At 71.3% G+C, this 22,468-nt stretch carries 17 protein-coding genes; 4 read left to right on the top strand and 13 right to left on the bottom strand.

The window, feature by feature from the left end:
- Positions 1–13: 13 nt before the first annotated feature.
- The gene (locus G3I41_RS15680) at positions 14–289 is read right to left on the bottom strand and encodes a hypothetical protein (RefSeq protein ID WP_018105728.1); all 276 of its coding nucleotides are present in this window, start codon (positions 287–289) and stop codon (positions 14–16) included.
- A 322-nt stretch (positions 290–611) separates the two neighbouring features.
- Here G3I41_RS15680 and G3I41_RS15685 point away from each other — a divergent pair, with 322 nt between their 5' ends.
- Positions 612–2,273 (top strand): beta-N-acetylhexosaminidase, encoded by a 1,662-nt coding sequence (locus G3I41_RS15685; RefSeq protein WP_164400823.1) that lies wholly within the window; start codon positions 612–614, stop codon positions 2,271–2,273.
- Between the two features lie 55 nt (positions 2,274–2,328).
- Here G3I41_RS15685 and G3I41_RS15690 read toward each other — a convergent pair whose 3' ends face one another.
- The 6 genes from G3I41_RS15690 to G3I41_RS15715 all read right to left on the bottom strand — a co-directional run bounded on the left by G3I41_RS15690 (position 2,329) and on the right by G3I41_RS15715 (position 12,651).
- Positions 2,329–3,312, bottom strand: a complete 984-nt coding sequence (locus tag G3I41_RS15690) for an ABC transporter substrate-binding protein (protein ID WP_164400846.1) — start codon at positions 3,310–3,312, stop codon at positions 2,329–2,331.
- 170 nt (positions 3,313–3,482) lie between these two features.
- Positions 3,483–6,425, bottom strand: a complete 2,943-nt coding sequence (locus G3I41_RS15695) for a DUF4157 domain-containing protein (protein WP_239081650.1) — start codon at positions 6,423–6,425, stop codon at positions 3,483–3,485.
- 374 nt (positions 6,426–6,799) lie between these two features.
- A complete protein-coding gene (locus tag G3I41_RS15700; RefSeq protein WP_164400824.1) occupies positions 6,800–7,966 on the bottom strand; it encodes an acyl-CoA dehydrogenase family protein in 1,167 nt (388 codons plus the stop codon).
- A gap of 23 nt (positions 7,967–7,989) precedes the next feature.
- Complete coding sequence (locus G3I41_RS15705) at positions 7,990–8,916, bottom strand: hydroxymethylglutaryl-CoA lyase (RefSeq protein WP_164400848.1); 927 nt, start codon at positions 8,914–8,916, stop codon at positions 7,990–7,992.
- A gap of 23 nt (positions 8,917–8,939) precedes the next feature.
- Positions 8,940–11,036: an acetyl/propionyl/methylcrotonyl-CoA carboxylase subunit alpha gene (locus G3I41_RS15710; protein WP_164400825.1), complete on the bottom strand. Its 2,097-nt coding sequence runs from the start codon at positions 11,034–11,036 to the stop codon at positions 8,940–8,942.
- Positions 11,037–11,043: 7 nt separating this feature from the next.
- A complete protein-coding gene (locus tag G3I41_RS15715; protein WP_164400826.1) occupies positions 11,044–12,651 on the bottom strand; it encodes a carboxyl transferase domain-containing protein in 1,608 nt (535 codons plus the stop codon).
- A 118-nt stretch (positions 12,652–12,769) separates the two neighbouring features.
- Between G3I41_RS15715 and G3I41_RS15720 the strand changes: the two genes are divergently transcribed.
- The gene (locus G3I41_RS15720) at positions 12,770–13,414 is read left to right on the top strand and encodes a TetR/AcrR family transcriptional regulator (protein WP_164400827.1); all 645 of its coding nucleotides are present in this window, start codon (positions 12,770–12,772) and stop codon (positions 13,412–13,414) included.
- Between the two features lie 52 nt (positions 13,415–13,466).
- A complete protein-coding gene (locus tag G3I41_RS15725; RefSeq protein ID WP_073965093.1) occupies positions 13,467–14,246 on the top strand; it encodes a phosphatase in 780 nt (259 codons plus the stop codon).
- A 4-nt stretch (positions 14,247–14,250) separates the two neighbouring features.
- Here the strand turns inward: G3I41_RS15725 and G3I41_RS15730 are convergent, their stop codons facing one another.
- The 3 genes from G3I41_RS15730 to G3I41_RS15740 are packed head-to-tail and all read right to left on the bottom strand — an operon-like array spanning position 14,251 to position 17,325.
- Positions 14,251–15,228: a cation diffusion facilitator family transporter gene (locus G3I41_RS15730; protein ID WP_203601131.1), complete on the bottom strand. Its 978-nt coding sequence runs from the start codon at positions 15,226–15,228 to the stop codon at positions 14,251–14,253.
- 50 nt (positions 15,229–15,278) lie between these two features.
- The gene (gene tesB, locus G3I41_RS15735) at positions 15,279–16,151 is read right to left on the bottom strand and encodes an acyl-CoA thioesterase II (RefSeq protein ID WP_164400829.1); all 873 of its coding nucleotides are present in this window, start codon (positions 16,149–16,151) and stop codon (positions 15,279–15,281) included.
- Positions 16,152–16,167: 16 nt separating this feature from the next.
- Positions 16,168–17,325 carry an acyl-CoA dehydrogenase family protein gene (locus G3I41_RS15740; RefSeq protein ID WP_164400830.1) on the bottom strand — a complete coding sequence of 386 codons (1,158 nt, stop codon included), beginning with the start codon at positions 17,323–17,325 and terminating at the stop codon, positions 16,168–16,170.
- A gap of 209 nt (positions 17,326–17,534) precedes the next feature.
- Between G3I41_RS15740 and G3I41_RS15745 the strand changes: the two genes are divergently transcribed.
- Positions 17,535–18,485 carry an Imm49 family immunity protein gene (locus tag G3I41_RS15745; protein WP_343242139.1) on the top strand — a complete coding sequence of 317 codons (951 nt, stop codon included), beginning with the start codon at positions 17,535–17,537 and terminating at the stop codon, positions 18,483–18,485.
- A 20-nt stretch (positions 18,486–18,505) separates the two neighbouring features.
- On the opposite strand, the gene G3I41_RS15750 is transcribed toward G3I41_RS15745, so the two are convergent.
- Genes G3I41_RS15750 through G3I41_RS15760 form a run of 3 tightly spaced genes read right to left on the bottom strand, consistent with a single transcriptional unit; the run spans position 18,506 to position 22,466 of the window.
- Positions 18,506–19,369 (bottom strand): immunity 49 family protein, encoded by an 864-nt coding sequence (locus G3I41_RS15750; RefSeq protein WP_164400831.1) that lies wholly within the window; start codon positions 19,367–19,369, stop codon positions 18,506–18,508.
- Positions 19,366–22,044, bottom strand: coding sequence for a hypothetical protein (locus G3I41_RS15755; protein WP_164400832.1), 2,679 nt, complete (start codon positions 22,042–22,044; stop codon positions 19,366–19,368). The genes G3I41_RS15750 and G3I41_RS15755 overlap by 4 nt, the downstream gene beginning before the upstream one ends.
- A complete protein-coding gene (locus tag G3I41_RS15760) occupies positions 22,041–22,466 on the bottom strand; it encodes a DUF6507 family protein (RefSeq protein WP_164400833.1) in 426 nt (141 codons plus the stop codon). The genes G3I41_RS15755 and G3I41_RS15760 overlap by 4 nt, the downstream gene beginning before the upstream one ends.
- Between the last annotated feature and the right edge of the window lie 2 nt (positions 22,467–22,468).

The raw sequence follows: 22,468 nt of genomic DNA on the forward strand, positions 1-22,468 counted from the left end.
CCGTGAGGCGGCCTCAGCCGTAGACGATCCGGCGCAGCTGGCGGAGCGAGAGCTCCGGCGGCGCGACCGCGCGGTGCGGCAGTTCGGCCGCGATCCGCTCGAAGATCTCCGTGTTCACCAGGCCGCCGGCCTGCAGTTCGCGGTGGCGGCGGCGGACGAAGACCTCGGTCGTCTCGTCGAAGTACGCCAGCACGTCGAGGATCACCCGGGCGGCTTCGCCGCGGGGCAGCGTGGTGCTGCGCACCACGTGGTCAATGAGGTCGTCGTACGACGAGAGGCGTTCGAGCACCCGTCGATACTGCGGCGGAAGGAGGCTGAGCGCAACAATCCTGCCCGTTATCGGGCAGGGAAGCGCGATACTGACCCCCTTTTTCTGGCTTGGGTGGATTTTGTGCGGGGTGCCGCAGGGGGTGGGGGAGGGGTCGGCGAGGAAGTGGTCGGAGCTGAAGGGGTGAATGTGCACATAAGCCGCAAAAGCTCATCAGGGCGCCTGGGTGACCAACGCCGGTAAGTGGTCTACACCTTGACCACCCGTGAGACGCGCGGTACGCATGGCGACGGAGAAAGGTCAGGAGACCCAGCAGAGTGACCCCCAGAAAGGGACCCGGCTTGTGAGACTGCACACGGTAGGCCGCAGTGCTCTTCCCCGTACTCTTCCCCGGCTCCTCGGCTCGCTGCTTCTCGTCGCGGCGGCCGGTGTCTCCAGCGCGTGCGCCGCCCCGCAGGCATCCGCCGCGGGCGCCACCCGGGTGGCCTGGGCGCCCAGGCCGCTCGGCCAGGTGGTGCCCGCCCCCGCCTCGGTGAGACCCGGCGGCGAGCCCTACCAGCTCAACGGCTCCACCCGGATCCGGACCGTCGGCGCCTCCGGCGAGGCCCGGAAGATCGGCGACTACCTGGCGGGCCTGCTGCGCCCCTCCACCGGTTTCGCGCTGCCGGTCACCACCAAGGACGGCGCCGACGGCATCCGGCTCAGGCTCGACCCCCGCGCCGGCAAGCTGGGCGCGGAGGGCTACACGCTCACCTCCGGGCGCCACAACGTCACCATCACCGCCAGGCAGCCCGCGGGGCTCTTCCACGGCGTCCAGACGCTGCGCCAGCTGCTTCCGGCCCAGGTGGAGCGCGACACCCGCCAGAAGGGCCCCTGGCGGGTCTCCGGCGGCTCCATCACCGACACCCCGCGCTACGCCTACCGGGGCGCGATGCTCGACGTCGCGCGCCACTTCTTCTCGGTGGACGAGGTCAAGCGCTACATCGACCAGGTCGCCCAGTACAAGATCAACACCTTCCACATCCACCTCTCCGACGACCAGGGCTGGCGCATCGCCGTCGACTCCTGGCCGAGGCTGGCCACGTACGGCGGCTCCACCGAGGTCGGCGGCGGGCCCGGCGGTTACTACACCAAGGAGCAGTACAAGGAGATCGTGCGGTACGCGGCCTCCCGCTACCTGGAGGTGGTCCCGGAGATCGACATGCCGAGCCACACCAACGCCGCGCTCGCCTCGTACGCCGAGCTGAACTGCGACGGCGTCGCGCCACCGCTCTACACCGGCATCAAGGTCGGGTTCAGCACGCTGTGCGCCGGCAAGGACGTCACGTACGACTTCATCGACGACGTCGTCGGCGAGGTGGCCGCGCTCACGCCCGGCCGCTATGTCCACATCGGCGGCGACGAGGCCCACTCCACCACCCACGAGGACTACGTGGAGATCATGGACCGGGCCCAGGCGATCGTCGGGAAGTACGGCAAGACCGTGATGGGCTGGCACCAGCTGACCGGCGCCCACCCGGTGAAGGGCGCCGTCGCCCAGTACTGGGGCTACGACAAGACCAGCGCCGCCGACCGGCAGCAGGTGGCGGACGCCGCGAAGAACGGCACGAAGCTGGTGCTGTCGCCGGCGGACCGCGTGTACCTCGACATGAAGTACAACGACGAGACCGTGCTGGGCCTCAAGTGGGCCGGCACGGTCGAGGTCCAGCGCAGCTACGACTGGGACCCGGGGACGTACCTCGCCGGCGCCCCGGAGAGCTCCGTGCTCGGCGTGGAGGCGCCGATCTGGGCCGAGACCCTGACCGACAGCGACGACATCGACGCGATGGCCTTCCCGAGGCTGCCCGGCGCCGCCGAGCTGGCCTGGTCGCCGGCGTCGACGCACGACTGGGACACGTACAAGCTGCGGCTGGCGGCGCTCGGGGAGCGGTTCACCGCCCAGGGCATCGACTACTACCGCTCGCCCCAGGTCCCGTGGCCCGCTTCGGAGACCGGCGGCAAGTGAGGCGGCACCGCCCCGCCGGCCGGGCTTCCGGGCGGCGGGGCGGTGAACGGCCGCGTCAGGCGACCTTCTTGGCGTTCTCGATGGCCTTCGCCAGGTCCTCCAGGATCGGCGCGCACTTGTCGTAGCTGTAGATCGGCTCCGTGGTACGCGGAACGACCTGGCCCGCCTTGACCGCCGGGAGCTGCGCCCAGGTCGGCTTGGAGGTCAGCGCCTCGGGCTGGAGGGCCGACGAGCGGTTGTCCATCATGATCACGTCGGCGCCGTACTTGTCGACGTTCTCCCAGCTCAGCTCCTCGAAGAAGCCCGCCGCGTTCACCTTCGGCTCCACGAACCTCACACCCAGCTCCTGGAAGTACAGGGTGTCGGCGGACATCTTGGCGAGCGAGACGTAGAACAGGTCCTGGCTGGCCGAGCCGACCATGACCTTGATCTCCGGCTTCGACTTCGCGGCGGCGCGCAGCCGGGCCGCCGCCTTCTCGAACCGCGTCTTCGCGGCGGTGGCCTTCGCGGACTTCACATCGGCGCCGAGCGAGGCCGCCAGGTCCTCGTGGCGCTGGATCGCCTTGGGGATGGTGGTCTCGGCCGCCCACAGGGCGACGCTCGGGGCCAGCTTCAGGATCTTGTCCTTGGACTGGTCCGGCACGTACCAGAGGGCGTCCTTCTCCCACATCGCCGTCACCAGCAGCTCCGGGCCGAGCTCCGCGTACTTCTCGACGTTGAACTCGCCCCAGACGTTGCCGAGGATCTCGACCTTGCTGATGTCCAGGTCGCCGGCCTGCACGTCCGGCTTGCCGTCCTTGCCCTTGGTCGGGCCGAAGACCGCCTTGACCTCGACGCCGTAGTCGTGGAGGGCGGCGGCGACACCGGTGAAGGCGACGATGTTCTTCGGGACGGACTTCGCCTCGGCGACCTGGCCCCGGTCGTCCTTGAACTTCCACGGCCCGGTGTCGGTGCTCTTGGGACCCGATCCGGCGGAGTCCTCGGCGTCGCCGCCGCCGCAGGCCGCCAGTACGGCGCCGAGACCGACGGCGCCGCCCATGGCCAGCAGGCCGCGACGGGTGGGACGGAACGCTCTGGTTGTGCTCATGACGGAGTCCGCTTTCGTACGAGCCGGAGACCGGCCGGTGACACGTTCGAAGGAAGGCTAGCCTAACCTCAGTGTTTGTCGACCTGTCTACCGGGTCCGGCCCTGTGGACGGGGCGCCGCCCTCATGCCTCCGTCGCCCAGACATGCTCGTACCAGGCGCTGCCGCCCTTCGTCGCGTCGTGGTGCGGATCCTGCTTCCACTCGCTCCTGGTCACCTTGAAGTTCGCGCCCGGCATGAGCAGGACCTCCGCCTCGGTGGCCTGGTAGCGGTGGAAGGGCTCGACGTCGCGGCCGTACTTCCCGGTCAGCGTCAGCTCCAGCAGAATGCGGTGCGTCGTCTTGCCGGAGACCTTCTGGCCGCGCATGAAGTCCATGGCCACGGGCTCGTCCCGGCTGGTGCTGTCGAAGGAGGTGGTGAAGACGGATCCCGGCCGGTAGTTCAGCGCCGCCTGCTTGCCGAGCCGGTACACCGACTCGTCGCCGCCCGCGTTCCAGTCGCCGCGGAAGACGGTGCCGGTGACGGGAGGAAGCCGCTTCAGCGCCTCCATCGTCATGTCGGCGTGCGCCTTCATCTCCTCGAAGAGCACGGGCGCGAGAAGGTCGACGCGCGCGTCGATGACGGCGACGGCCGCCTTCTTGGCCGCCGGGTCCGCGCCCCGGGCGGCCGCGAGCTGCGGCGCGATCACCGGGTCCTCGTCGAGGGTGTTCACCTCCTCGGCACCGGGGTCCTGCGCGGCCCACTTGAGCTGCCTCTTGATCTGTTGCAGTGAGAGCGCTTCGGCACCTGCGGCGGCCAGGCCGGTGGTGCCGTACGGCGCGTACCCCTCGGGCAGCAGCCGGCTGCGCACCACTGAGTTGATCATCTGGTGCGCGCCCCCGGTGTAGGCCATCAGCGCGGTCGCGTGGGCGGGCTTGAGCCGCTTCGCGAGGGTCTCGGTGGAGGCGCCGTTGTTCCGCGCCTTCCAATCGGCGATCTCCGGCGTGGGCGTCGTGTCTCCCGCGAGGAAGTCGGCGTATCTGCCCGGTACTTCACCGGCTGTGACCTGGCCGGGCTCCATGAAGCCGCTCGCCGCGGGGTCGACCGCACGGGCCGTGTTGGCCTGCGCGAGATACATCAGTTCGTGCGGGAACTGCCCGTCGACGCAGACGTTCTCCCGCAGCTCCTCCTCCGTGAAGGGCGCGATCGTCTGGTACATCAGCGCCGCGCCCTTGCCCGCCCGGGCGGCTGTCTCGCCCGGTCCCTTGACCCCGGCCGCCCAGGAGCCGCGCAGGATCTCGTAGAGGGAGTGGTCCCAGGACGGCAGCATCCAGCCCATCAGCGCCATCCGGTAGTCGAAGGCGTCCACCCCGGGCACGTTGATCCACTGGAAGGTCTTGAGCATCCGGGTCGTGGTGCCGGACATGCCGGCGACGATCGGGATGCCTCGCTCGGCGTTCGCCTTCGGCCAGCTTTCGTTCTGCTGGATCTCCCAGTAGGCCGCGCCCTCGTTCCAGGGCAGCTTGTCGTCGGGCCCCGGCTTTCCCGCGAACTCCAGCTCGCGCGCGCTGAGCGGGGCGCCGCGGGTCTCGTAGTCACGGGGGGTCTTGCGGTTGGCCAGTTTTCCGGCCGCGCTGCGCTCCTTGCGCGGCCCCTGGCTGCTGATCATCTCGCGGGTGTCGCCGGCCACGGTCTCCGAGTCCGACTGCCACAGCAGGCCGCCCAGGGCATACGGGTCCTTCTCGTAGTTGTACCCCTTGCCGACGGCGCTCGCCCCGGCCCACAGGGGCAGCCGGGACCAGCCGTTGAGGAACGCGGAGTGCTTCTTCAGCTCCTCCTGATTCATGCCGAGGGTCGACGCCAGCTGCGGCTTGGGCCCGATGATGCTGTTGAGGATGTTCTTGAGCGACAGCTCGGCGCCCTTGTTGTAGTAGGCGGCGTTGTAGACGGCCGTGATCAGCTCACGGACGTTGCCGTCCCGGGAGAAGAAGTCGTTGATCTGGGCGGTGGTCATCTTCTCGCCCACCTGCCCGGCGCTCGTCCGGTCGTCCTTGAAGAACGACTTGTTGGCGAGCGCGGAGTCCTTGTGCTCGATACGGCTGTACTTGATGAGCAGTTGCTTGAGCCGGTTCACCGTCTTGCGCGCCGCCGCGAGCGCCTTCGGATGCCGGAAGGCGTACCCGCCGAGCCGCTGCTCGAACTGCTCGGCCGACGCCTGCCAGTCCGTGTGCGCGTAGTACTGGGCGTGGTCGAAGGGCACCTCGCCCTCCCTCACGCGCTGTACGGCGACCTTCCCGCCGGTACGGGCCGGGCCGTCCGCCGTCCGCTGCACGGACGCCGCCCCGGTGGGCGCGGGACCGGCCAGAACCCGGCGGGCGTTCTCCTCCGCCGCTCGCTCGAAGCGGTCGGAGGGGTCCGAGATCCGGAGCCCCGACCCGTTGTCGGTGCCCGCGACCGGCCCCTGGCGCTGCTGGATGACGTGCGTCAGCTCATGGGCCAGCGTGTGCCGGTCCGCGCCGCCGGAACCGATGACGACATGGGCGCCCGAGGTGTAGGCGCGGGCCCCGACCTCGGCCGCCGAGCGCTGGGCGGCCGGCCCGGTGTGCAGCCGCACGTCGGAGAAGTCGGCGCCGAGCCGTGCCTCCATCTCCGTACGCACGGCCTCGCCCAGCGGCCGCCCGGGGCCACGCAGCACGTCCGGCACGGACGAGCGCTGTACGGGAGCCGGCTCGCCGCGCCCGCAGGACGGCCCATGCTCATGGCGCTGTACGGGCGCCGACTGGCCGTGCCCGTGAGGGAGACCGGGGACGCGGCAGTCGGCCTGCCACTGCCCCTCCAGCGCCCGGACGACGGCGGCGTTGCCCAGGGAGCGCTGCAACGCCCCCAGCCGGCCCCCGGGCACCGCGCCTCCGGAGCCGACCGCGTCCGTAGGACCGGTGAGACCGGCCATCCCGACCAGGCCGACCGGTCCGGACGGCCCCACGGCCCCGGAGACCACGGCCGGACCCGCGGCGGCGGCCGAGCGCGCGGCAGCGGGCTCCGTACGGACCGGGCGAGGGGCGGCGTCCTGCTTGTCCTGTGCGCGCATGCTCCGATCATTGGCCATCGAGCCCCCTGCGGGCTAGGGCGTGTTTCGAACGTAGCGCCGTCCGCCCGGAGGGCGGGTCCGGCGGCGTCTGGTGCGTGCGATCGCAAGGCGGAGGGTCGCCCCGATACTGGGTGTATCGGGGTGATCCCGACAACGCGGCGAGCGTGCGTGCCAGGCGTCGCCGGACAGGTGGGACTTTCGAAACACGCCCTAGGTGCGTTTTACGCATCGCACGCGGGCCGGACCGTGCGGAGTGCCTCAGACCTGGAGCTCCGGCCATCCCCACGGGAGTCCCGGTCAACGGAGCGATTCGGGAGGGACGGACTGAAGGTCCTTCGGCCGGGCGGCCCCGTGGCGCGCCCGGCCTCGTGGGTTCAGGCCTGCAGCCCCAGCTCGCGGGCGATCAGCATGCGCTGGACCTCGCTGGTGCCCTCGCCGATCTCCAGGATCTTGGAGTCGCGCCACATCCGGGCCACCGGGTACTCGTTCATGAAGCCGTAGCCGCCGTGGATCTGGGTCGCCTCGCGGGCGTTGTCCACGGCCACCGTCGAGGAGTACAGCTTGGCGATGGCCGCCTCCTTCTTGAACGGCTCCTCCGCCAGCAGGCGGGAGGCCGCGTCGCGCCAGCCGATGCGGGCCATGTGGGCCCGCATCTCCATGTCCGCGATCTTGAACTGGATGGCCTGGTTGGCGCCGATCGGCTTCCCGAAGGCGTGCCGCTCGGCGGCGTACTTCACCGACTCGTCCACACAGCCCTGCGCCAGGCCCGTCGAGAGCGCCGCGATGGCGATGCGGCCCTCGTCCAGGATGCGCAGGAACTGCGCGTAGCCCCGGCCCTCCTCGCCGAGCAGGTTCTCCAGCGGGACGCGCACGTCGGCGAAGGACAGCTCGCGGGTGTCCGAGGCGTTCCAGCCGACCTTGGAGTAGGGGGCGGCCACCGTGAAGCCGGGGGTGCCGGAGGGGACGATGATCGAGGAGATCAGCGGGGCGCCGTTCTCCTTGCGGCCGGTCACCGCCGTGACCGTCACCAACTCCGTGATGTCCGTACCGGAGTTGGTGATGAAGCACTTGGAGCCGTTGATCACCCACTCGCCCGTGGCCTCGTCGCGCACGGCGGTCGTCCGGGTGCCGCCCGCGTCCGAACCGCCGTCCGGCTCGGTCAGGCCGAACGCGCCCAGCGCCTCGCCCGAGCAGAGCTTCGGCAGCCACCGCCGCTTCTGCTCCTCGGTGCCGAAGCGGTACACCGGCATCGCGCCCAGCGAGACCCCGGCCTCCAGCGTGATCGCGACCGAGGAGTCGACCCGGGCCAGCTCCTCCAGGGCGATGCCGAGCGCGAGGTAGTCGCCGCCCATCCCGCCGTACTCCTCCGGGAAGGGCAGCCCGAACAGGCCCATCCGCCCCATCTCGCGCACGATCTCGTACGGGAACTCGTGCCGCTCGTAGAAGTCGCCGATCTTCGGGGCGACGACGTCGTGCGCGAACTCCTCGACGGTACGGCGCAGTTCCTCGTGCTCGGCGGTCAGCCGGTGGTCCAGGGACATGGAAACGTTCTCCTTGTGGGCGTTCACTGCGCCGCGAGTGCGCGGACGGTGCGGGAAGGGCTGGGTCGGCCCAGGTGTCCGGCGAGCCACACGCTGGTGGCGGTGAGCTCGTCGAGGTCGACCCCGGTTTCGATGCCGAGGCCGTCGAGCATCCACACGAGATCCTCGGTGGCGAGGTTTCCGGTCGCGCTCTTCGCGTACGGGCAGCCGCCGAGGCCGCCGGCCGACGCGTCCACCGTGGACACGCCGTGCCGCAGCGCGGCCAGGGTGTTGGACAGGGCCTGCCCGTACGTGTCGTGGAAGTGCACCCCGATCACGTCGGTGGCCACCCCCGCCTCGTTCAGCGCGGTCAGCAGCGCGGTCACGTGGCCGGGGGTGGCGACGCCGATGGTGTCGCCGAGGGACAGCTCGTCGCAGCCGAGGTCCATCAGCGCCCTGGCGACCCGGACGACCTGCGGGACGGGCACGGCGCCCTCCCAGGGGTCGCCGAAGCACATCGACAGGTAGCCGCGCACGTGCGCCGACTCTGCCTTGGCCCGGGCCACCACCGGCGCGAACATCGCCAGCGACTCGTCCACCGTGCGGTTCAGGTTGCGGGCGGCGAACGTCTCCGTCGCCGAGCCGAACACCGCGATCCCGCGGGCCCCGAGCGCCAGCGCCCGGTCCAGCCCGCGTTCGTTCGGCACGAGGACCGGCAGCGCCACGTCGCCGACGTCCGCGATGTCGCCGAGCATCGGGAACAGCCGCTCGGCGTCGGCCAGTTGGGGAACCCACTTGGGGTGCACGAAGCTGGTGGCCTCGATGGTGGTCAGCCCGGCGACCGCGAGCCGGCGGATGAACTCCGCCTTCACCTCGGTCGGGACGACCTCCTTCTCGTTCTGCAGGCCGTCACGGGCGCCGACCTCGTGGATGCGGACCCGGGCGGGCAGCCCCTCGGCGGGCACGGTCATCGGCAGGGCACGGGTGGTGGTGGTCACGCTTCCTCCCCGGCGCCGGCGGCGGGCACGACCACGGCGAGCACCTGGTCCATGGCCACCGTGGTCCCGGCGGTCACGTCGAGTTCGGTCACGGTGCCGGCGTGCGGCGCGGAGATGACGTGCTCCATCTTCATCGCCTCCACCACCAGCAGGCTCTGCCCGGCGGCCACCTCGTCCCCGATGGCCACCTTCACCACGGTCACCGTCCCGGGCATGGGCGCGGCGAGCGTGTCCGCGCCGGAGCGGGCGGCACCGGTCAGCGACGCCTCGACCGGGTCGTGGTCGCGGACGTGCCAGCTGTCGCCGTCCCGGCCGAGCCAGTGCCCCTCCGGGGAGACCGCGTACGCGAACACATGGGTGACCCCGGCGAGCTCGAACGCGATCCGGCCGTCACCGGCCGACAGGGTCCTGGCCTTCTCCGCCGTGCCGGGCAGCGGTCCCAGCGGTCCGCAGGAGCCCGATTCCGGGGTGGGCGGGCCCGCGCCCTCGCCGACATGGCCGAAGGTCAGCTCCGTGTCCCCGCCGCCGCACGGCCGCAGGCCCACCTGGACCGGCTCGTGGCCCGGGATGTGGAAGTCGAGCACCGTCCGGGCCGGGGCGCCGCCGAGCCGCCAGCCGTTCCCGGCGGAGAACGGGTCGGCCCAGGCGCCGGGGGCGGGGCGGGCGGCGGCGGACGCGGTGTGCTGCCGCAGCAGCGCGGCCGCCGCGTACACCTCCTCCGGCACGCCGTCCGGGACCAGCGCGGACACCTCCCGCTCCACCAGGCCGGTGTCCAGCTCGCCCGCCACGACGGCCGGGTGGGCCAGCAGCCGGCGCAGGAAGCCCGCGTTGACCGGGACGCCGAGGACGACGGTGTCCGCGAGGGCCACCCGCAGCCTGCGCAGGGCGGTCGCCCGGTCGGGGCCGTACGCGATGACCTTGGACAGCATCGGGTCGTACAGGCTGCCGACCTCGCCGCCCTCGGCGAGCCCCGAGTCGGTGCGGACCCCGCCGCCCTGCGGCTCGCGCAGCGCGAGCACCGTACCGCCCGAGGGCAGGAAGCCGCGGGCCGGGTCCTCGGCGCAGACCCGGGCCTCCACGGCGTGCCCGGTGAGTGTGATGTCCTCCTGCCCGTACGGCAGCGGCTCGCCGGCGGCGACGCGCAGCTGCCACTCCACCAGGTCGAGTCCGGTGATCAGCTCGGTCACCGGGTGCTCGACCTGGAGGCGGGTGTTCATCTCCATGAAGTAGTACGAGGACGGGTCGTTGCCGGGGACGATGAACTCCACCGTGCCCGCGCCGACGTACCCGCAGGAGCGGGCCGCCTGGACGGCCGCCTCGCCCATCGAGGCCCGGGTCGCCTCGTCCAGCAGGACGGACGGGGCCTCCTCGATGATCTTCTGGTGGCGGCGCTGGAGCGAGCACTCGCGCTCGCCCAGGTGCACCACGTTGCCGTGCGCGTCGGCCAGGACCTGGATCTCGATGTGGCGTGGCCGGTCGATCCACCGCTCCACCAGCAGCGTGTCGTCGCCGAAGGAGGCGCGGGCCTCGCGCCGGGCCGCCGCGATCTCGTCCGCGAGCAGCGCCGCGTCCCGGACCAGCCGCATGCCCTTGCCGCCGCCGCCCGCCGAGGGCTTCAGCAGCACGGGCATGCCGATCCCGGCCGCCGCCTCCGCCAGCTCGGCGTCGCTCAGCCCGCTCCCGGAGGAGCCGGGCACGACGGGGACGCCCGCCGCGGCGACCGTCTCCTTGGCCCGGATCTTGTCGCCCATCAGCGAGATCGCGGCGGCGGGCGGCCCGATGAAGACCAGCCCCGCCTCCGTGCACGCCCGGGCGAACGCCGCGTTCTCCGCCAGGAAGCCGTAGCCGGGGTGGACCGCCTGCGCGCCGGTGCGGCGGGCGGCCTCCAGGAGGCGGTCGGCGTCGAGGTAGCTCTCGGAGGCGGGCGCGGGGCCGATCCGGACCGCCGTGTCGGCTTCCCGTACGTGCCGCGCGTCGGCGTCCGCGTCGCTGAAGACGGCGACCGAGCGCACGCCCAGCTCGCGCAGGGTCCGGATGACCCGGACCGCGATCTCGCCGCGGTTGGCGACGAGGACCGTGTCGAACATCGTCATCTCTTCCTCACATCCGGAAGACGCCGAAGCCGGCGTCGCCCAAGGGCGCGTTGGCGCACGCGGTCAGGGCGAGCCCCAGCACCTGCCGGGTCTCCAGCGGGTCGATCACCCCGTCGTCCCAGAGCCGGGCGGTGGCGTAGTACGCGTTGCCCTGGGTCTCGTACTGCTCGCGGATCGGGGCCTTGAAGGCTTCCTCGTCCTCGGCGCTCCAGTCGTCGCCCAGCTGGTCGCGCTTGACCGTGGCGAGGACGGACGCGGCCTGCTCGCCGCCCATGACGGAGATCTTGGCGTTGGGCCACATCCACAGGAACCGGGGGCTGTAGGCCCGGCCGCACATGGAGTAGTTGCCCGCGCCGTAGGAGCCGCCGACGACGACGGTCAGCTTCGGCACCCGGGTGCAGGCGACGGCGGTGACCATCTTCGCGCCGTGCTTGGCGATGCCGCCGGCCTCGTAGTCCCGGCCGACCATGAACCCCGAGATGTTCTGCAGGAAGACCAGTGGGATGCCGCGCTGGTCGCACAGCTCGATGAAGTGGGCGCCCTTCTGGGCGGACTCGGAGAACAGGATGCCGTTGTTGGCGACGATCCCGACCGGGTGGCCGTGGATGTGCGCGAAGCCGGTGATCAGCGTCGTGCCGTACTCCGCCTTGAACTCGGCGAACCGGGAGCCGTCGACCACCCGGGCGATCACCTCGCGCACGTCGTACGGCGTGCGCGAGTCGACCGGGACCACGCCGTACAGCCCGGCCGGGTCCACCTTCGGCTCCTCGACCGGCCGCACCGACCAGGGCAGCGCGCCCCGGTCCGGCAGCGTGGCCACGATGTTCCGCACGATGCGCAGTGCGTGCGCGTCGTCCTCCGCGAGGTGGTCGGTGACGCCCGACGTACGGGAGTGCACCTCGCCGCCGCCCAGCTCCTCGGCCGTGACCACCTCGCCGGTGGCGGCCTTCACCAGCGGCGGGCCGCCCAGGAAGATCGTGCCCTGGTTCCGGACGATGACGGCCTCGTCGCTCATCGCCGGGACGTACGCCCCGCCGGCCGTGCAGGAGCCGAGGACCGCCGCGATCTGCGGGACGCCGGCGCCCGACATCCGGGCCTGGTTGTAGAAGATCCGGCCGAAGTGCTCGCGGTCCGGGAAGACCTCGTCCTGCATCGGCAGGAAGGCGCCGCCCGAGTCCACCAGGTACAGGCAGGGGAGACGGTTCTCCAGCGCCACCTCCTGGGCCCGCAGGTGCTTCTTCACGGTCATCGGGTAGTACGTGCCGCCCTTGACGGTCGCGTCGTTGGCGACGACCACGCACTCCCGGCCGCTGACCCGGCCGATCCCGGCGATCACCCCGGCGGCCGGCGCCGCGCCCCCGTAGAGCCCCTCGGCCGCCAGCGGGGCCAGCTCCAGGAAGGGCGAGCCCGGGTCGAGCAGGGTGTCCACCCGCTCCCTGGGCAGCAGCTTGCCGCGCGCCACATGCCGGGCGCGGGCCCTCTCACCTCCGCCGAGCCTGGCCGTGGCGAGCCGCTTGCGCAGCTCGTCGGCGAGCGCGTGGTGCGCCGCCTCGTTGGCCTGCCAGGCCGCCGAGGCGGGATCCGCCGCGCTCGTCAGCACCGGTGCCTGCTGCATCGTGTCGAGCCCCCTTGCCCGTACCGCGCCGTTCCGATCGCCAACGCCACCGTGTTAATGAGCGTTAACGTGGCTACAGGTTAACGAGCGCTAACCCGCCTGTCTAGAATGGCTGCTCATGAGCACCCATGCCGCCGCCCGCGTCGCGGCCCCCACCCGCCGCGAGCAGATCCTCCGGGAGGCCGCCCGGCTCTTCGCCGAGCGCGGCTTCCACGGGGTCGGCGTAGACGAGATAGGGGCCGCCGTCGGCATCAGCGGCCCCGGCCTCTACCGCCACTTCCCCGGCAAGGACGCGATGCTCGCCGAGCTCCTCGTCGGCATCAGCGAGCGGCTGCTGGCCGGCGGCGAGCTCCGGGTCTCCGAGGACGCCGCCTCCGGCGACGGGTCGCCCGAGGCCCTGCTGGACGCGCTCATCGAGGGCCACATCGACTTCGCCCTCGACGACCGCCCCCTGATCACCCTGCACGACCGGGAGCTGGACCGCCTGCGGGACACCGACCGCAAGCGGGTGCGCCGGCTCCAGCGGCAGTACGTCGAGGTCTGGGTCGCCGTCGTCCGCGACCTCTACCCGGACCTCCCGGAGCACGAGGCCCGCGCCGCCGTCCACGCGGTCTTCGGCCTGCTCAACTCCACCCCGCACCTGGGGTCTGTCCGGAGTCCCGGCGCGCTGCCCGGCCGCACCGAGACGGCCGCGCTGCTGCACCGGCTGGCCCGGGGCGCGTTCGCGGCGGCGGGGGACCGGCCGGAGTCCGGCCGGGACTGACCGGCCCCCGGACGCCCGGGACGCCGGGCACGCGCCACGGCACAATGGCCCCATGCCGATACCCAGCCGCGCCGCCCTCGTCGAACACCTCGTCCGTACGCGCATCGCGGGGGACGTCGCCACCCCGCGCGACAACAACCTGGCCCACTACCGCAGCCTGGCCAACGGGGACCGGCACTACTGGCTGGGCCTGGAGCTGGGCGACCGGTGGCGCGACGAGCAGGACGTGCTGGCCGTGATGGCCGAGCGGTGCGGGGTCAGCGACGACCCGGAGCACCGGTTCGGCCAGGACACCATCGACCCCGAGCTGACCGTGGACGCCCTGGAGCGGGCCGCCGCCCGGCTCCGCAAGGCCGTCGAGGGCGCCGAGCGGGTCCTCTTCGCCACCGGCCACCCCGGCGGCCTGCTGGACGTCCACCGGCAGACCGCGCAGGCGCTGCGGGCGGCGGGCTGCGAGATCGTCCGCATCCCCGGCGGGCTGATGGCCGACGAGGGCATGGTCTTCCAGTTCGCGGACGTCGCCGTCCAGGAGCGCGGCGCGACGCTCTGGCACACCCACTCCCCGGCCCCGATGGCGGCCATCCTCGACGGTCTGGAGCGCGAGGGACGCCCGCTGCCCGACCTCGTCGTCGCCGACCACGGCTGGGCCGGGTGCGCCGCCCAGCGCGGCCTGGACGCCATCGGCTACGCGGACTGCAACGACCCCGCGCTCTTCCTCGGCGAGTCCGAGGGCACCCTCCAGGTGGCGGTCCCGCTGGACGACCACGTCCTCGACCCGCGCTTCTACGACCCGATGACGGACTACCTGCTGGACGCGGCGGGGCTGCTCTGAGGCGTCAGGACCCCTCCTCATCCTCCGCCGCCGCCCGCGCCCGGCGGCGTGCCTCGCGCCCCGACGTGGGGTCCAGGTACACCCGTTTGATGGACGCGTAGCGCTGCCGCAGCCGGCGCTCGGCCTCCTCGCACGCCGTCTCGACCTCCTCGGCGGTGACGGTGTCCCGGAAGTCGACCTTCGCGGCGACCAGGATCTCGTCCGGTCCCTGGATGAGCGTGGTCAGCTCCAGTACGGAGATGAGGTGCTCGACGCCGAGCAGCTCCTCCCGGATGCCGTCCCGCATCGGCCGCGACACCGGCCGCCCGATCAGCAGCTGGATGTTGGACTTGCCGAGCACCCACGCCACGTACACCAGCAGCGCCCCGATCAGCAGTGAGGCGATGCCGTCCCACACCCCGGACCCGGTCAGCTGGCCGCCGAGCAGCCCGCCCGCCGCGAGCAGCAGGCCGAGCAGGGCCGCCGAGTCCTCCATCACGACGGCCTTGACGGCGGTGTCCGGGGTGCGCCGGAAGTAGTGCCGGGCGGGCGCGCCCAGTTCCTCGGCCTCCTCGCGGACCTGTTTGAGCCCGGTCCGCAGCGAGAAGCCCTCCAGCAGGAACGCCACCACCAGTACCAGGTACGAGAGCAGCGGCGAACCCAGGTCCTCGCCCGCGAGCAGCGTGTGCACCCCGTCGTAGATCGAGAAGACCGCGCCGCCGACGAACGTGGCGACGGAGGCCAGCAGCGCCCAGATGTACCGCTCGGGGCCGTACCCCAGCGGGTGGTCGTCGTCGGCCGGCTTCTCGCTGCGCTTGAGCGCGGTGAGCAGCAGGACCTCCGTGACGGTGTCGGCGACGGAGTGGGCCGCCTCGGAGAGCATCGCGCTCGACCCGCTGATCAGCCCGGCGACCGCCTTCGCCACGGCGATGCCGAGATTGGCCAGCGCCGCGACGACGACGGTGAACGTGGACCCCCCGCCACTGCTTTTCGCGTCAGTCATGCCGGTGAGTATGTCCGCGCACGGCCCGCTCATGTCCGACGCGCGGCCGGTCACCGGGGGACCCGGACCACACCCTCCTGGATGACGGTGATCGCGAGACGGCCGTCCTGGGTGTAGATGCGGGCCTGGCCGAGGCCGCGCCCGCCGGAAGCGGACGGCGACTCCTGGTCGTACAGCAGCCACTCGTCGGCCCGGAACGGCCGGTGGAACCACATCGCGTGGTCCAGGCTGGCCCCGACGACGTCCCCGACCGCCCAGCCGCCGCGCCCGTGGGCGAGGAGCACGGAGTCGAGCAGCGTCATGTCGGAGACGTACGTCGCCATGCAGACGTGCAGCAGCGGGTCGTCGGCCAGCTTGCCGTTGGTACGGAACCACACCTGCGACCGGGGCTCGCGGGGTTCGCCCGCCGTGCCGAACGGCGGCGCGTCCACGTACCGCAGATCGACCGCGGCCCGGGCCTCGACCAGCCGGTCCACCATGCCCGGCTCGCTGAACCGGTCGGCGTAGCGGGGCAGCATCTCGGCGGCGGTGGGCAGCGTCTCCGGGTCCGGGGCGGGCGGCATGTCCGCCTGGTGCTCAAGACCGTCCTCGTACGTCTGGAAGGACGCGGAGAGGTGGAAGATCGGCTGCCCGTGCTGGACGGCGACGACCCGGCGGGTGGCGAAGGAGCGGCCGTCGCGGATGCGGTCCACGGTGTAGACGATCGGCGCGCCCGGGTCGCCCATGCGCAGGAAGTACGCGTGCAGCGAGTGGGCGGACCTGTCGACGGGGACGGTGCGGCCCGCGGCGACGAGCGCCTGGGCCGCGACCTGTCCGCCGAAGACCCGGGGCACGACCGCCGAGCGGCTGGCGCCCCGGAAGATGTCCTGCTCGATCCGCTCCAGGTCGAGCAGATCGAGCAGGGAATCGAGTGCGGTGCTCATGGGAGGAAGGCGGTCCCTACAGGCCCATGGACTTGGCGATGATCGACTTCATGACCTCGCTGGTGCCGCCGTAGATGCGGTTGACGCGGTTGTCCGCGTACAGGCGGGCGATCGGGTACTCGTTCATGAAGCCGTAGCCGCCGTGCAGCTGGAGGCAGCGGTCGATCACGCGGTGCGCGACCTCGGTGCAGAACAGCTTCGCGGAGGCGGCCTCGGCGGCGGTCAGCTCACCGGCGTCCAGCGCCTCCAGGGCGCGGTCGGCGACGGCCTGGGCCGCGTCCACCTCGGCCTGGCAGGCGGCCAGCTCGAACTTGGTGTTCTGGAACGAGGCGACGGTCTTGCCGAAGACGGTGCGCTCCTGGACGTACTCCTTGGCGAACCGCACGGCGGCGGCGGCCTGGGCGTACGCGCCGAAGGCGATGCCCCAGCGCTCGGAGGCCAGGTTGGTCCCGAGGTAGCCGAAGCCCTTGTTCTCCTCGCCGAGGAGGTCCTCGGCGGGCACCTTGACGTCCACGAACGCCAGCTCGGCGGTGTCGGAGACCTTCAGGCCCAGCTTGTCGAGCTTGCGGCCGATGGAGTAGCCCTCGGACTTGGTGTCCACGGCGAACAGCGAGATGCCGAAGCGGCGGTCGTCCTCGCGCGGGGCGGAGGTGCGGGCGCAGACGATGACGCGGTCGGCGTGGACGCCGCCGGTGATGAACGTCTTGGCGCCGTTGAGGACGTAGTGCGTGCCGTCCTCGGAGAGCTTCGCGGTGGTCTTCATGCCCGCGACGTCCGACCCGGTGCCCGGCTCGGTCATCGCGAGGGCCCACATCTCCTCGCCGGTGACGAACTTCGGCAGCCAGCGCTTCTTCTGCTCGTCGGTGGCGAGCATCTTGATGTACGGCAGGCCGAGCAGCGTGTGCACGCCGGAGCCGCCGAAGGAGACGCCGGCCCGGGCGGTCTCCTCGTAGATGATGGCCTCGTACTTGTGCGAGTCGATGCCCGCCCCGTCGTACTCCTCGTCCACGTTGATCCCGAAGACGCCCAGCTCACCGAGCTGCTTGTAGAAGTCGCGCGGAGCCTGCCCGGCGGCGAACCACTCCTCGTACACGGGCACGACCTCGGCCGCGATGAACGCCCGGATGGTCTCCCGGAACGCCTCGTGGTCCTCGTTGAATACCGTACGGCGCACGGGGTGCCTCCCTGGTCGGCTGCGAGTTCTGCGTCTTCTGGTGCTACGTCTTCTGGGGCATGGCTAAGCGCTTGCTCAGTCATGGTTAAAAGTTACCCGGCGGTCACGGGGCTGTCCAGGGTGATGCTGAGCACGCGGGGACGGTCGGTCAGTAGGGTGATGCGCGACCTGCGCCCGGCCGGACACGAGCGAGACGAAACGGTGGAGCTGTGCACATCGAGCGGCATGTAATCGACGAGGCACGCGTCTCGGCTGCGCGGGACGGATTCGAGGGGCGGATCGGCGGGCTCGTGCGGAGCCTGTCCTCCGAGCGGATGACCGCCAACGACTGGTCCCTGCTGGCGGGGGAGTTCCTCGACCATCTCGGTGCGCTGTCCGTCACTCACCCCGCGCTCGACACCCCGCAGGCGGAATTCGTCCTCCGTGCCGCCGAGCAGGCGGCGACGGGCGCCGTAGCCTTCGCCGCGTATTTCCCGGGCCACCCCTTCACGGTCTCCCTGGACTACGTGAACTTCGGGGTGTCCTACGACGCGGGTGCGGACGGAAGCCCTGTTTCCCTCGGGCCGTCCGACTGGCTCGACGCCTTCTGCCTGGCGGTGCTCACGGATACGGTCGAGCGCCACCGGGAGGCGTTCTACCACGCGCGGAAGCCTCGGGAGGAGGCCCGCTTCCCCGTGGACGCGCTCGCCGACGGCCTCATGGCGTACGTACTGGGGGACCTGGGCGACGACGACGCGGACTACCCGCCCACGGAGGCGCAGGTGCTCGCGGCGCTCGACGGCGGGCTCGCCCGGATCCGCGCGTTCGGCGCCGAACTGGGGAGCGACGTCGGGGGGCGCACCGATTACCTCGCCCTCTTGGCGCTGCGCGCCCTTGCGGCCGGGGACGGGGAGGGGTTCGACGCGGCGATGAGCCAACTGCTTCTCACGTACAGGTCGTTCGGTGAAGTCAGTACGCACCCCAGCTCCCTCCTGCCGCTCACACCTCTGGCGCTCGCCGCACTGGCGTACCGCCGCCGGGGCTGGACCCCTGCCGTGGAGAGCGACTACCTTCCCCGCGCCGTGATCACGGGCCACAAGGCGAGCGGACCCGTGAACCGGGTGGACATGGTCGCCGCGCTGCGTTCGGGAGCGGAACTCTTCGGGCGTCCCGGGGAATAGCGCGTTCGCGCTTTGCTTCCTCAGGTGGGGAATTCGCCGATCCAGGTGCGCTGGAGGAGGTGGTGGGGGAGGTAGTCGGATTCGATGTCGAGGGGGAAGTCGGCGTCGTGGGCGAGGCAGGCGATGGCGAGGGGGCCGAGGGCGACGCTGCCGTCGATGTCAGTGGTCCGGTCCTCGGTGAGGGTCCAGTACGCCTTGTGGAGTTTCAGCGCGTCGGCAAGGGCGGGAGTGAAGCCGTCTCGGTCTTGGCGGACGTAGTGGTAGAAGAGGTTGATGGGCGGGTAGAGGACGCCGTCCATCAGGTCTCGGGGGGCGATCCGTGCGACGGCCGGGTCGGATGCCTCGATGGTGGCGATCAGTTTGTCGGCGAGGCCGGGGCCACGGAGCCACCAGGTCTGAAGGGCGTCGACCCAGTGGTAGATGTACTCGTCGTACTGCCCCTGCGGCGACCGCAGCCGCTCCAGCGGGATTTCGCTGAGCAGGGTCATCCGTTCCTGGTCACGGCAGATGACGGCCAGCCAGAAGGCGGACAGCCAGTTACCCGCGTTGGCCAGGACCATGGAGCCGGCGGCGGGGATGGTGCGCAGCTTCCGGTTGATCCGGCACTCGACGGTTCCTTCGTTCACCGCGCTTGCGGCGAACAGAGCTGAGCTGACCTGCATGGCGTTGACCGTGGCTTCCCACGTCTCCACCTTGGAGGCCCGCGGATCGATGGCACAGCGGGCACGGAACCCCAGAATGGAGGAACCGAACGTGAAATCGAGCAGGGCTGCTGACTCCTCCAAGTCGTTGATTTCCTCGACCAGGCGCTCGCTCAGCCGGTTGGCCAGTGCCTCTGTGTCAGCCTCCCCCTGGAGGTCGTGGCGCGCAACAACTACCGTCATGAAAGAGTCCCCTTGCTGATGTCGAACCTTCGATACCGGTAGCCAGTGTACCGGCCCGAATTTCTCTCGCCCTTGACTACGACATATTCAAGGTCGCCGCTCTTCGCTGCTTTTCTGATGGCGTCGAGCGCTACTGTCTCATTTCTCCTTTCCATTTGATTGAGGATGTCCTCGAAGTACTCCTTGCTTCCTTGGGAGACCTTCGATCCGTCTGGCAGCTTGCGCTGACCGAGTTCCGTACCGGTGCTGCTCTTCGCCTCGATGACGACCACGCGGCCGTCCTCGTGTACCCACACCTGGTCGAACTGGTCGTTTCCATTCGCGGGACCGCGCAGTTCCTGCCGTTTGAAGTCCGGATAGCGTTCCGCTATGTAGTGATGCTCAGCTGCCGCCTCCCCGAACTCTTCAGCTGCTTCGCCCATGTCCCTGTGGGTTTGCTTGTAGAGGTCGGTCGACTCTCTCAGAAGCTGATCGGACTCAATATCTTTGTGCGTGTCGTGGAGGCTGCCGGCCTCTGCCTTCCACTTCTCCATGAGGTTGTCGAGCTGAATGGCGGCGAATCGCTTCTGGGCCGCGACATCAAGGATTCTGAGCCTTACGCGACTGGTGACCGTGTCCGCCCGTACGCGGATGTACTCGGGGTCGAGGAAGCGGGGCTTCGGCGGTGCGGGGGCGTCCTTGGCGCGGACCCACGGGCCGTTGTCCACCAGCTGTGTGAGCTGCGGAGGCGCGAATCCGCTCGCGTCGAGGACATCGGTGTCCCTGCGGGTGCCGTCCTTTCGGTAATAGTGCTCGCGGTACCCCGGCTCCTCGTTCGCCCGATAGACCTGGATCTCCTCGATCTGCTCCCGGGTCAGCGAACCCTGTTTGCCGTACGGGTTCGGGCCGTCGGCCATGAAAGCGGGACGCGGCACCGGTGGGCGCGCCGGTCCCGAGGTTCCGCCGGAGCCGGAGCCGGCGCCTCCGTGGCCGAGGGGAGGCGTACCGCCTGAGCCGGAACCGGCCGGATGCCGGGACGGCCCCGGGCCGCCGCTGTCGACGGCGTGCCCTGCCCCGCCCGCATGGTGCGTCGCCGTGTCCGACGACCGTCCCGCCCCGGCCAGCGCCTCCTCCGGCGAGGCCGAAGCCCGCGCCCCCGCCCCCTCCTGCCGGGCCGCCGAGTTGTGCTGGAGGAGGGTGCCGTCCTCCGCGAGGACGTTGCCCGGGCGGTCCAGGTAGACCGTGTTGCCGTGCTTGTCCACGCCCGGGATCACGTCCTCCGGGAGGGCCGTCGTGCCCTCGGGGAGTTTCAACGCGCCCTCGGGTATGCGGAGGGCGCCCTCCGGGGGGTGTACGCCCTCCGGGAGGCGGACCACGCCGTCGCCCAGGTCCAGGGCTCCCGGGGGGATCTCCGCGCCGGCCGGGAGCTTGAAGGAGTTGGCCGGGACCTCGAACGCGGCCTCCGGGACCGCCGCGCCCTCCGGCAGGTGCAGGGTGCCGTCCTGGAGCTTGAACGCGCCCTCCGGGAGGGTGACCGTGCCCTCGGGGAAGGTGGGTATCTCGAGCTGCCCCAGGCCCTTGAGCGCCGCCAGGCCGTCGCCGATCTTCGTCAGGCCCATGCCCGCGCCCTTGAAGACGTACGTCATCGGGTCCACGACCCGGCCCACCTTGCCCACCGTGGACAGGGCCTTCGCCGCGACGGCCGCCTTTCCCGCACCGGAGGCCGCGCTGCCCGTACCGCCGGTGAACACCGTCGTGACGACGTTGAACGACACCGCGCCCAGCGCCCGGGACGGGTTCTCGCTCCACTGGTCCCAGGCCAGGAGCGCCTTGCCGGTCTCCTTCATCGCCTTGCGGGAGTCCCGCAGATAGGCGGGGAGCTGGTCGTCCGGCAGCCCCCAGTACAGGCCGGCCAACGGGGTGGCGGAGATCACCACGCCTGTGGCGAGCTTCCCCAGGCCCGACCACGCCTGCTTGGCGGAGTCCCAGCCGTCGGTGCCGACCAGGGTGCCCAGGCCCTTGATCGTGCCCCAGACGCCGTCGACGAAGAACCCCTTGGCGAAGTCCCAAACGTGTTCGTGCAGTTGCCACCAGGGCTTGGACTCCTGGACCGGGTCGCCCCAGGGCAGGCCCTCGGCGTGCTTGAGGGTCTCGGCGTCGTAACCGTAGGTGCCCTTCTTGCCGGAGCCGTCGTCGGTCTTCAGCGCGGGCCCGCCGACCAGGGCGACGATCTTGTCGTGGCAGGTCCGCTCCACGGCCTGGAACGCCGCCCAGGTCTCGGCGATCTCGTCGTGGCGGCGGTTGTTCTCCTCGACCAGGTCCCCGTCCTCGCGCCACTTGTCGTCGTCCTTGATCCGGACGACGAAGGACTCGGCCTCGCGCTTGAGCTCCCTCAGCTTGTCGACCAGCGGGGCGGCGTCCGACGCGTACGTGGAGAGCGCGGCCGTGATCGTCTCCAGCTCCGACTTCAGGGAGGTCCCCCGGTCCGCGACCGGTTGCGTCGTCGCGAACAGCTGGTCGGCCTCCGGCGCCTTGTAGAACGCCTGGAGGCCGCCGAAGCTGCTGTGGACGTCACCGGCGGCGGTGGCGGTCGACGCCGCACTCTTCGTCAGCGTGGCCACGCTGGTGTCCAGCAGGGCGAGGTTGCCGGTGAAGACCGGTATGCCGGACGGGGTGACCGCCTCGTTCTCGCTCACTTGCCCGCCTGTATGTCCTTGAGCACGTCCAGGCGGACGGACTTGGCGGCGTCCTGGGCCCGCTTGGCCGTGTCGAGGTCGCCCTCCACGTACTCGCTCGTCGCCGTCGCCGCGCCCACCACGGCGGCCTGGATGCGCTCCGCCATCGACTTCAGCTGCGGCTTCCGCTCGGTCACGTATGTACCGAGCGCCGCGGCGACCGGCCCCAGGGTGGGGTGGGAGAGGGGCTCCGCCCCCACCGCCACCGGCCCGGCCACCGGCAACGACGCCGCTGAGCCGGGGACCGCCGTGCCCGCGTGCGTCGCCGCCTCCGACATCGCGGTGACCAGGGCGTTCAACGCCTTCTCCAGGTCACCGGCGTGCGTGCCGACCTTCTTCAGCTGCCCCTGCACACCCTGCGGTCTGATGTCCCAAGCCGTCACCG

The organism is Streptomyces sp. SID9727 (assembly GCF_010550605.1).
Taxonomy (GTDB): domain Bacteria; phylum Actinomycetota; class Actinomycetes; order Streptomycetales; family Streptomycetaceae; genus Streptomyces.

Coding starts and splice junctions, on each gene's coding strand:
- G3I41_RS15690 (WP_164400846.1), bottom strand. CDS start 3,312: ATGGGCGGCGCCGTCGGTCTCGGCGCCGTACTGGCGGCCTGCGGCGGC.
- G3I41_RS15695 (WP_239081650.1), bottom strand. CDS start 6,425: ATGCGCGCACAGGACAAGCAGGACGCCGCCCCTCGCCCGGTCCGTACG.
- G3I41_RS15700 (WP_164400824.1), bottom strand. CDS start 7,966: ATGTCCCTGGACCACCGGCTGACCGCCGAGCACGAGGAACTGCGCCGT.
- G3I41_RS15705 (WP_164400848.1), bottom strand. CDS start 8,916: ATGACCGTGCCCGCCGAGGGGCTGCCCGCCCGGGTCCGCATCCACGAG.
- G3I41_RS15710 (WP_164400825.1), bottom strand. CDS start 11,036: ATGACGATGTTCGACACGGTCCTCGTCGCCAACCGCGGCGAGATCGCG.
- G3I41_RS15715 (WP_164400826.1), bottom strand. CDS start 12,651: ATGCAGCAGGCACCGGTGCTGACGAGCGCGGCGGATCCCGCCTCGGCG.
- G3I41_RS15720 (WP_164400827.1), top strand. CDS start 12,770: ATGAGCACCCATGCCGCCGCCCGCGTCGCGGCCCCCACCCGCCGCGAG.
- G3I41_RS15725 (WP_073965093.1), top strand. CDS start 13,467: ATGCCGATACCCAGCCGCGCCGCCCTCGTCGAACACCTCGTCCGTACG.
- G3I41_RS15730 (WP_203601131.1), bottom strand. CDS start 15,228: ATGACTGACGCGAAAAGCAGTGGCGGGGGGTCCACGTTCACCGTCGTC.
- tesB (WP_164400829.1), bottom strand. CDS start 16,151: ATGAGCACCGCACTCGATTCCCTGCTCGATCTGCTCGACCTGGAGCGG.
- G3I41_RS15750 (WP_164400831.1), bottom strand. CDS start 19,369: ATGACGGTAGTTGTTGCGCGCCACGACCTCCAGGGGGAGGCTGACACA.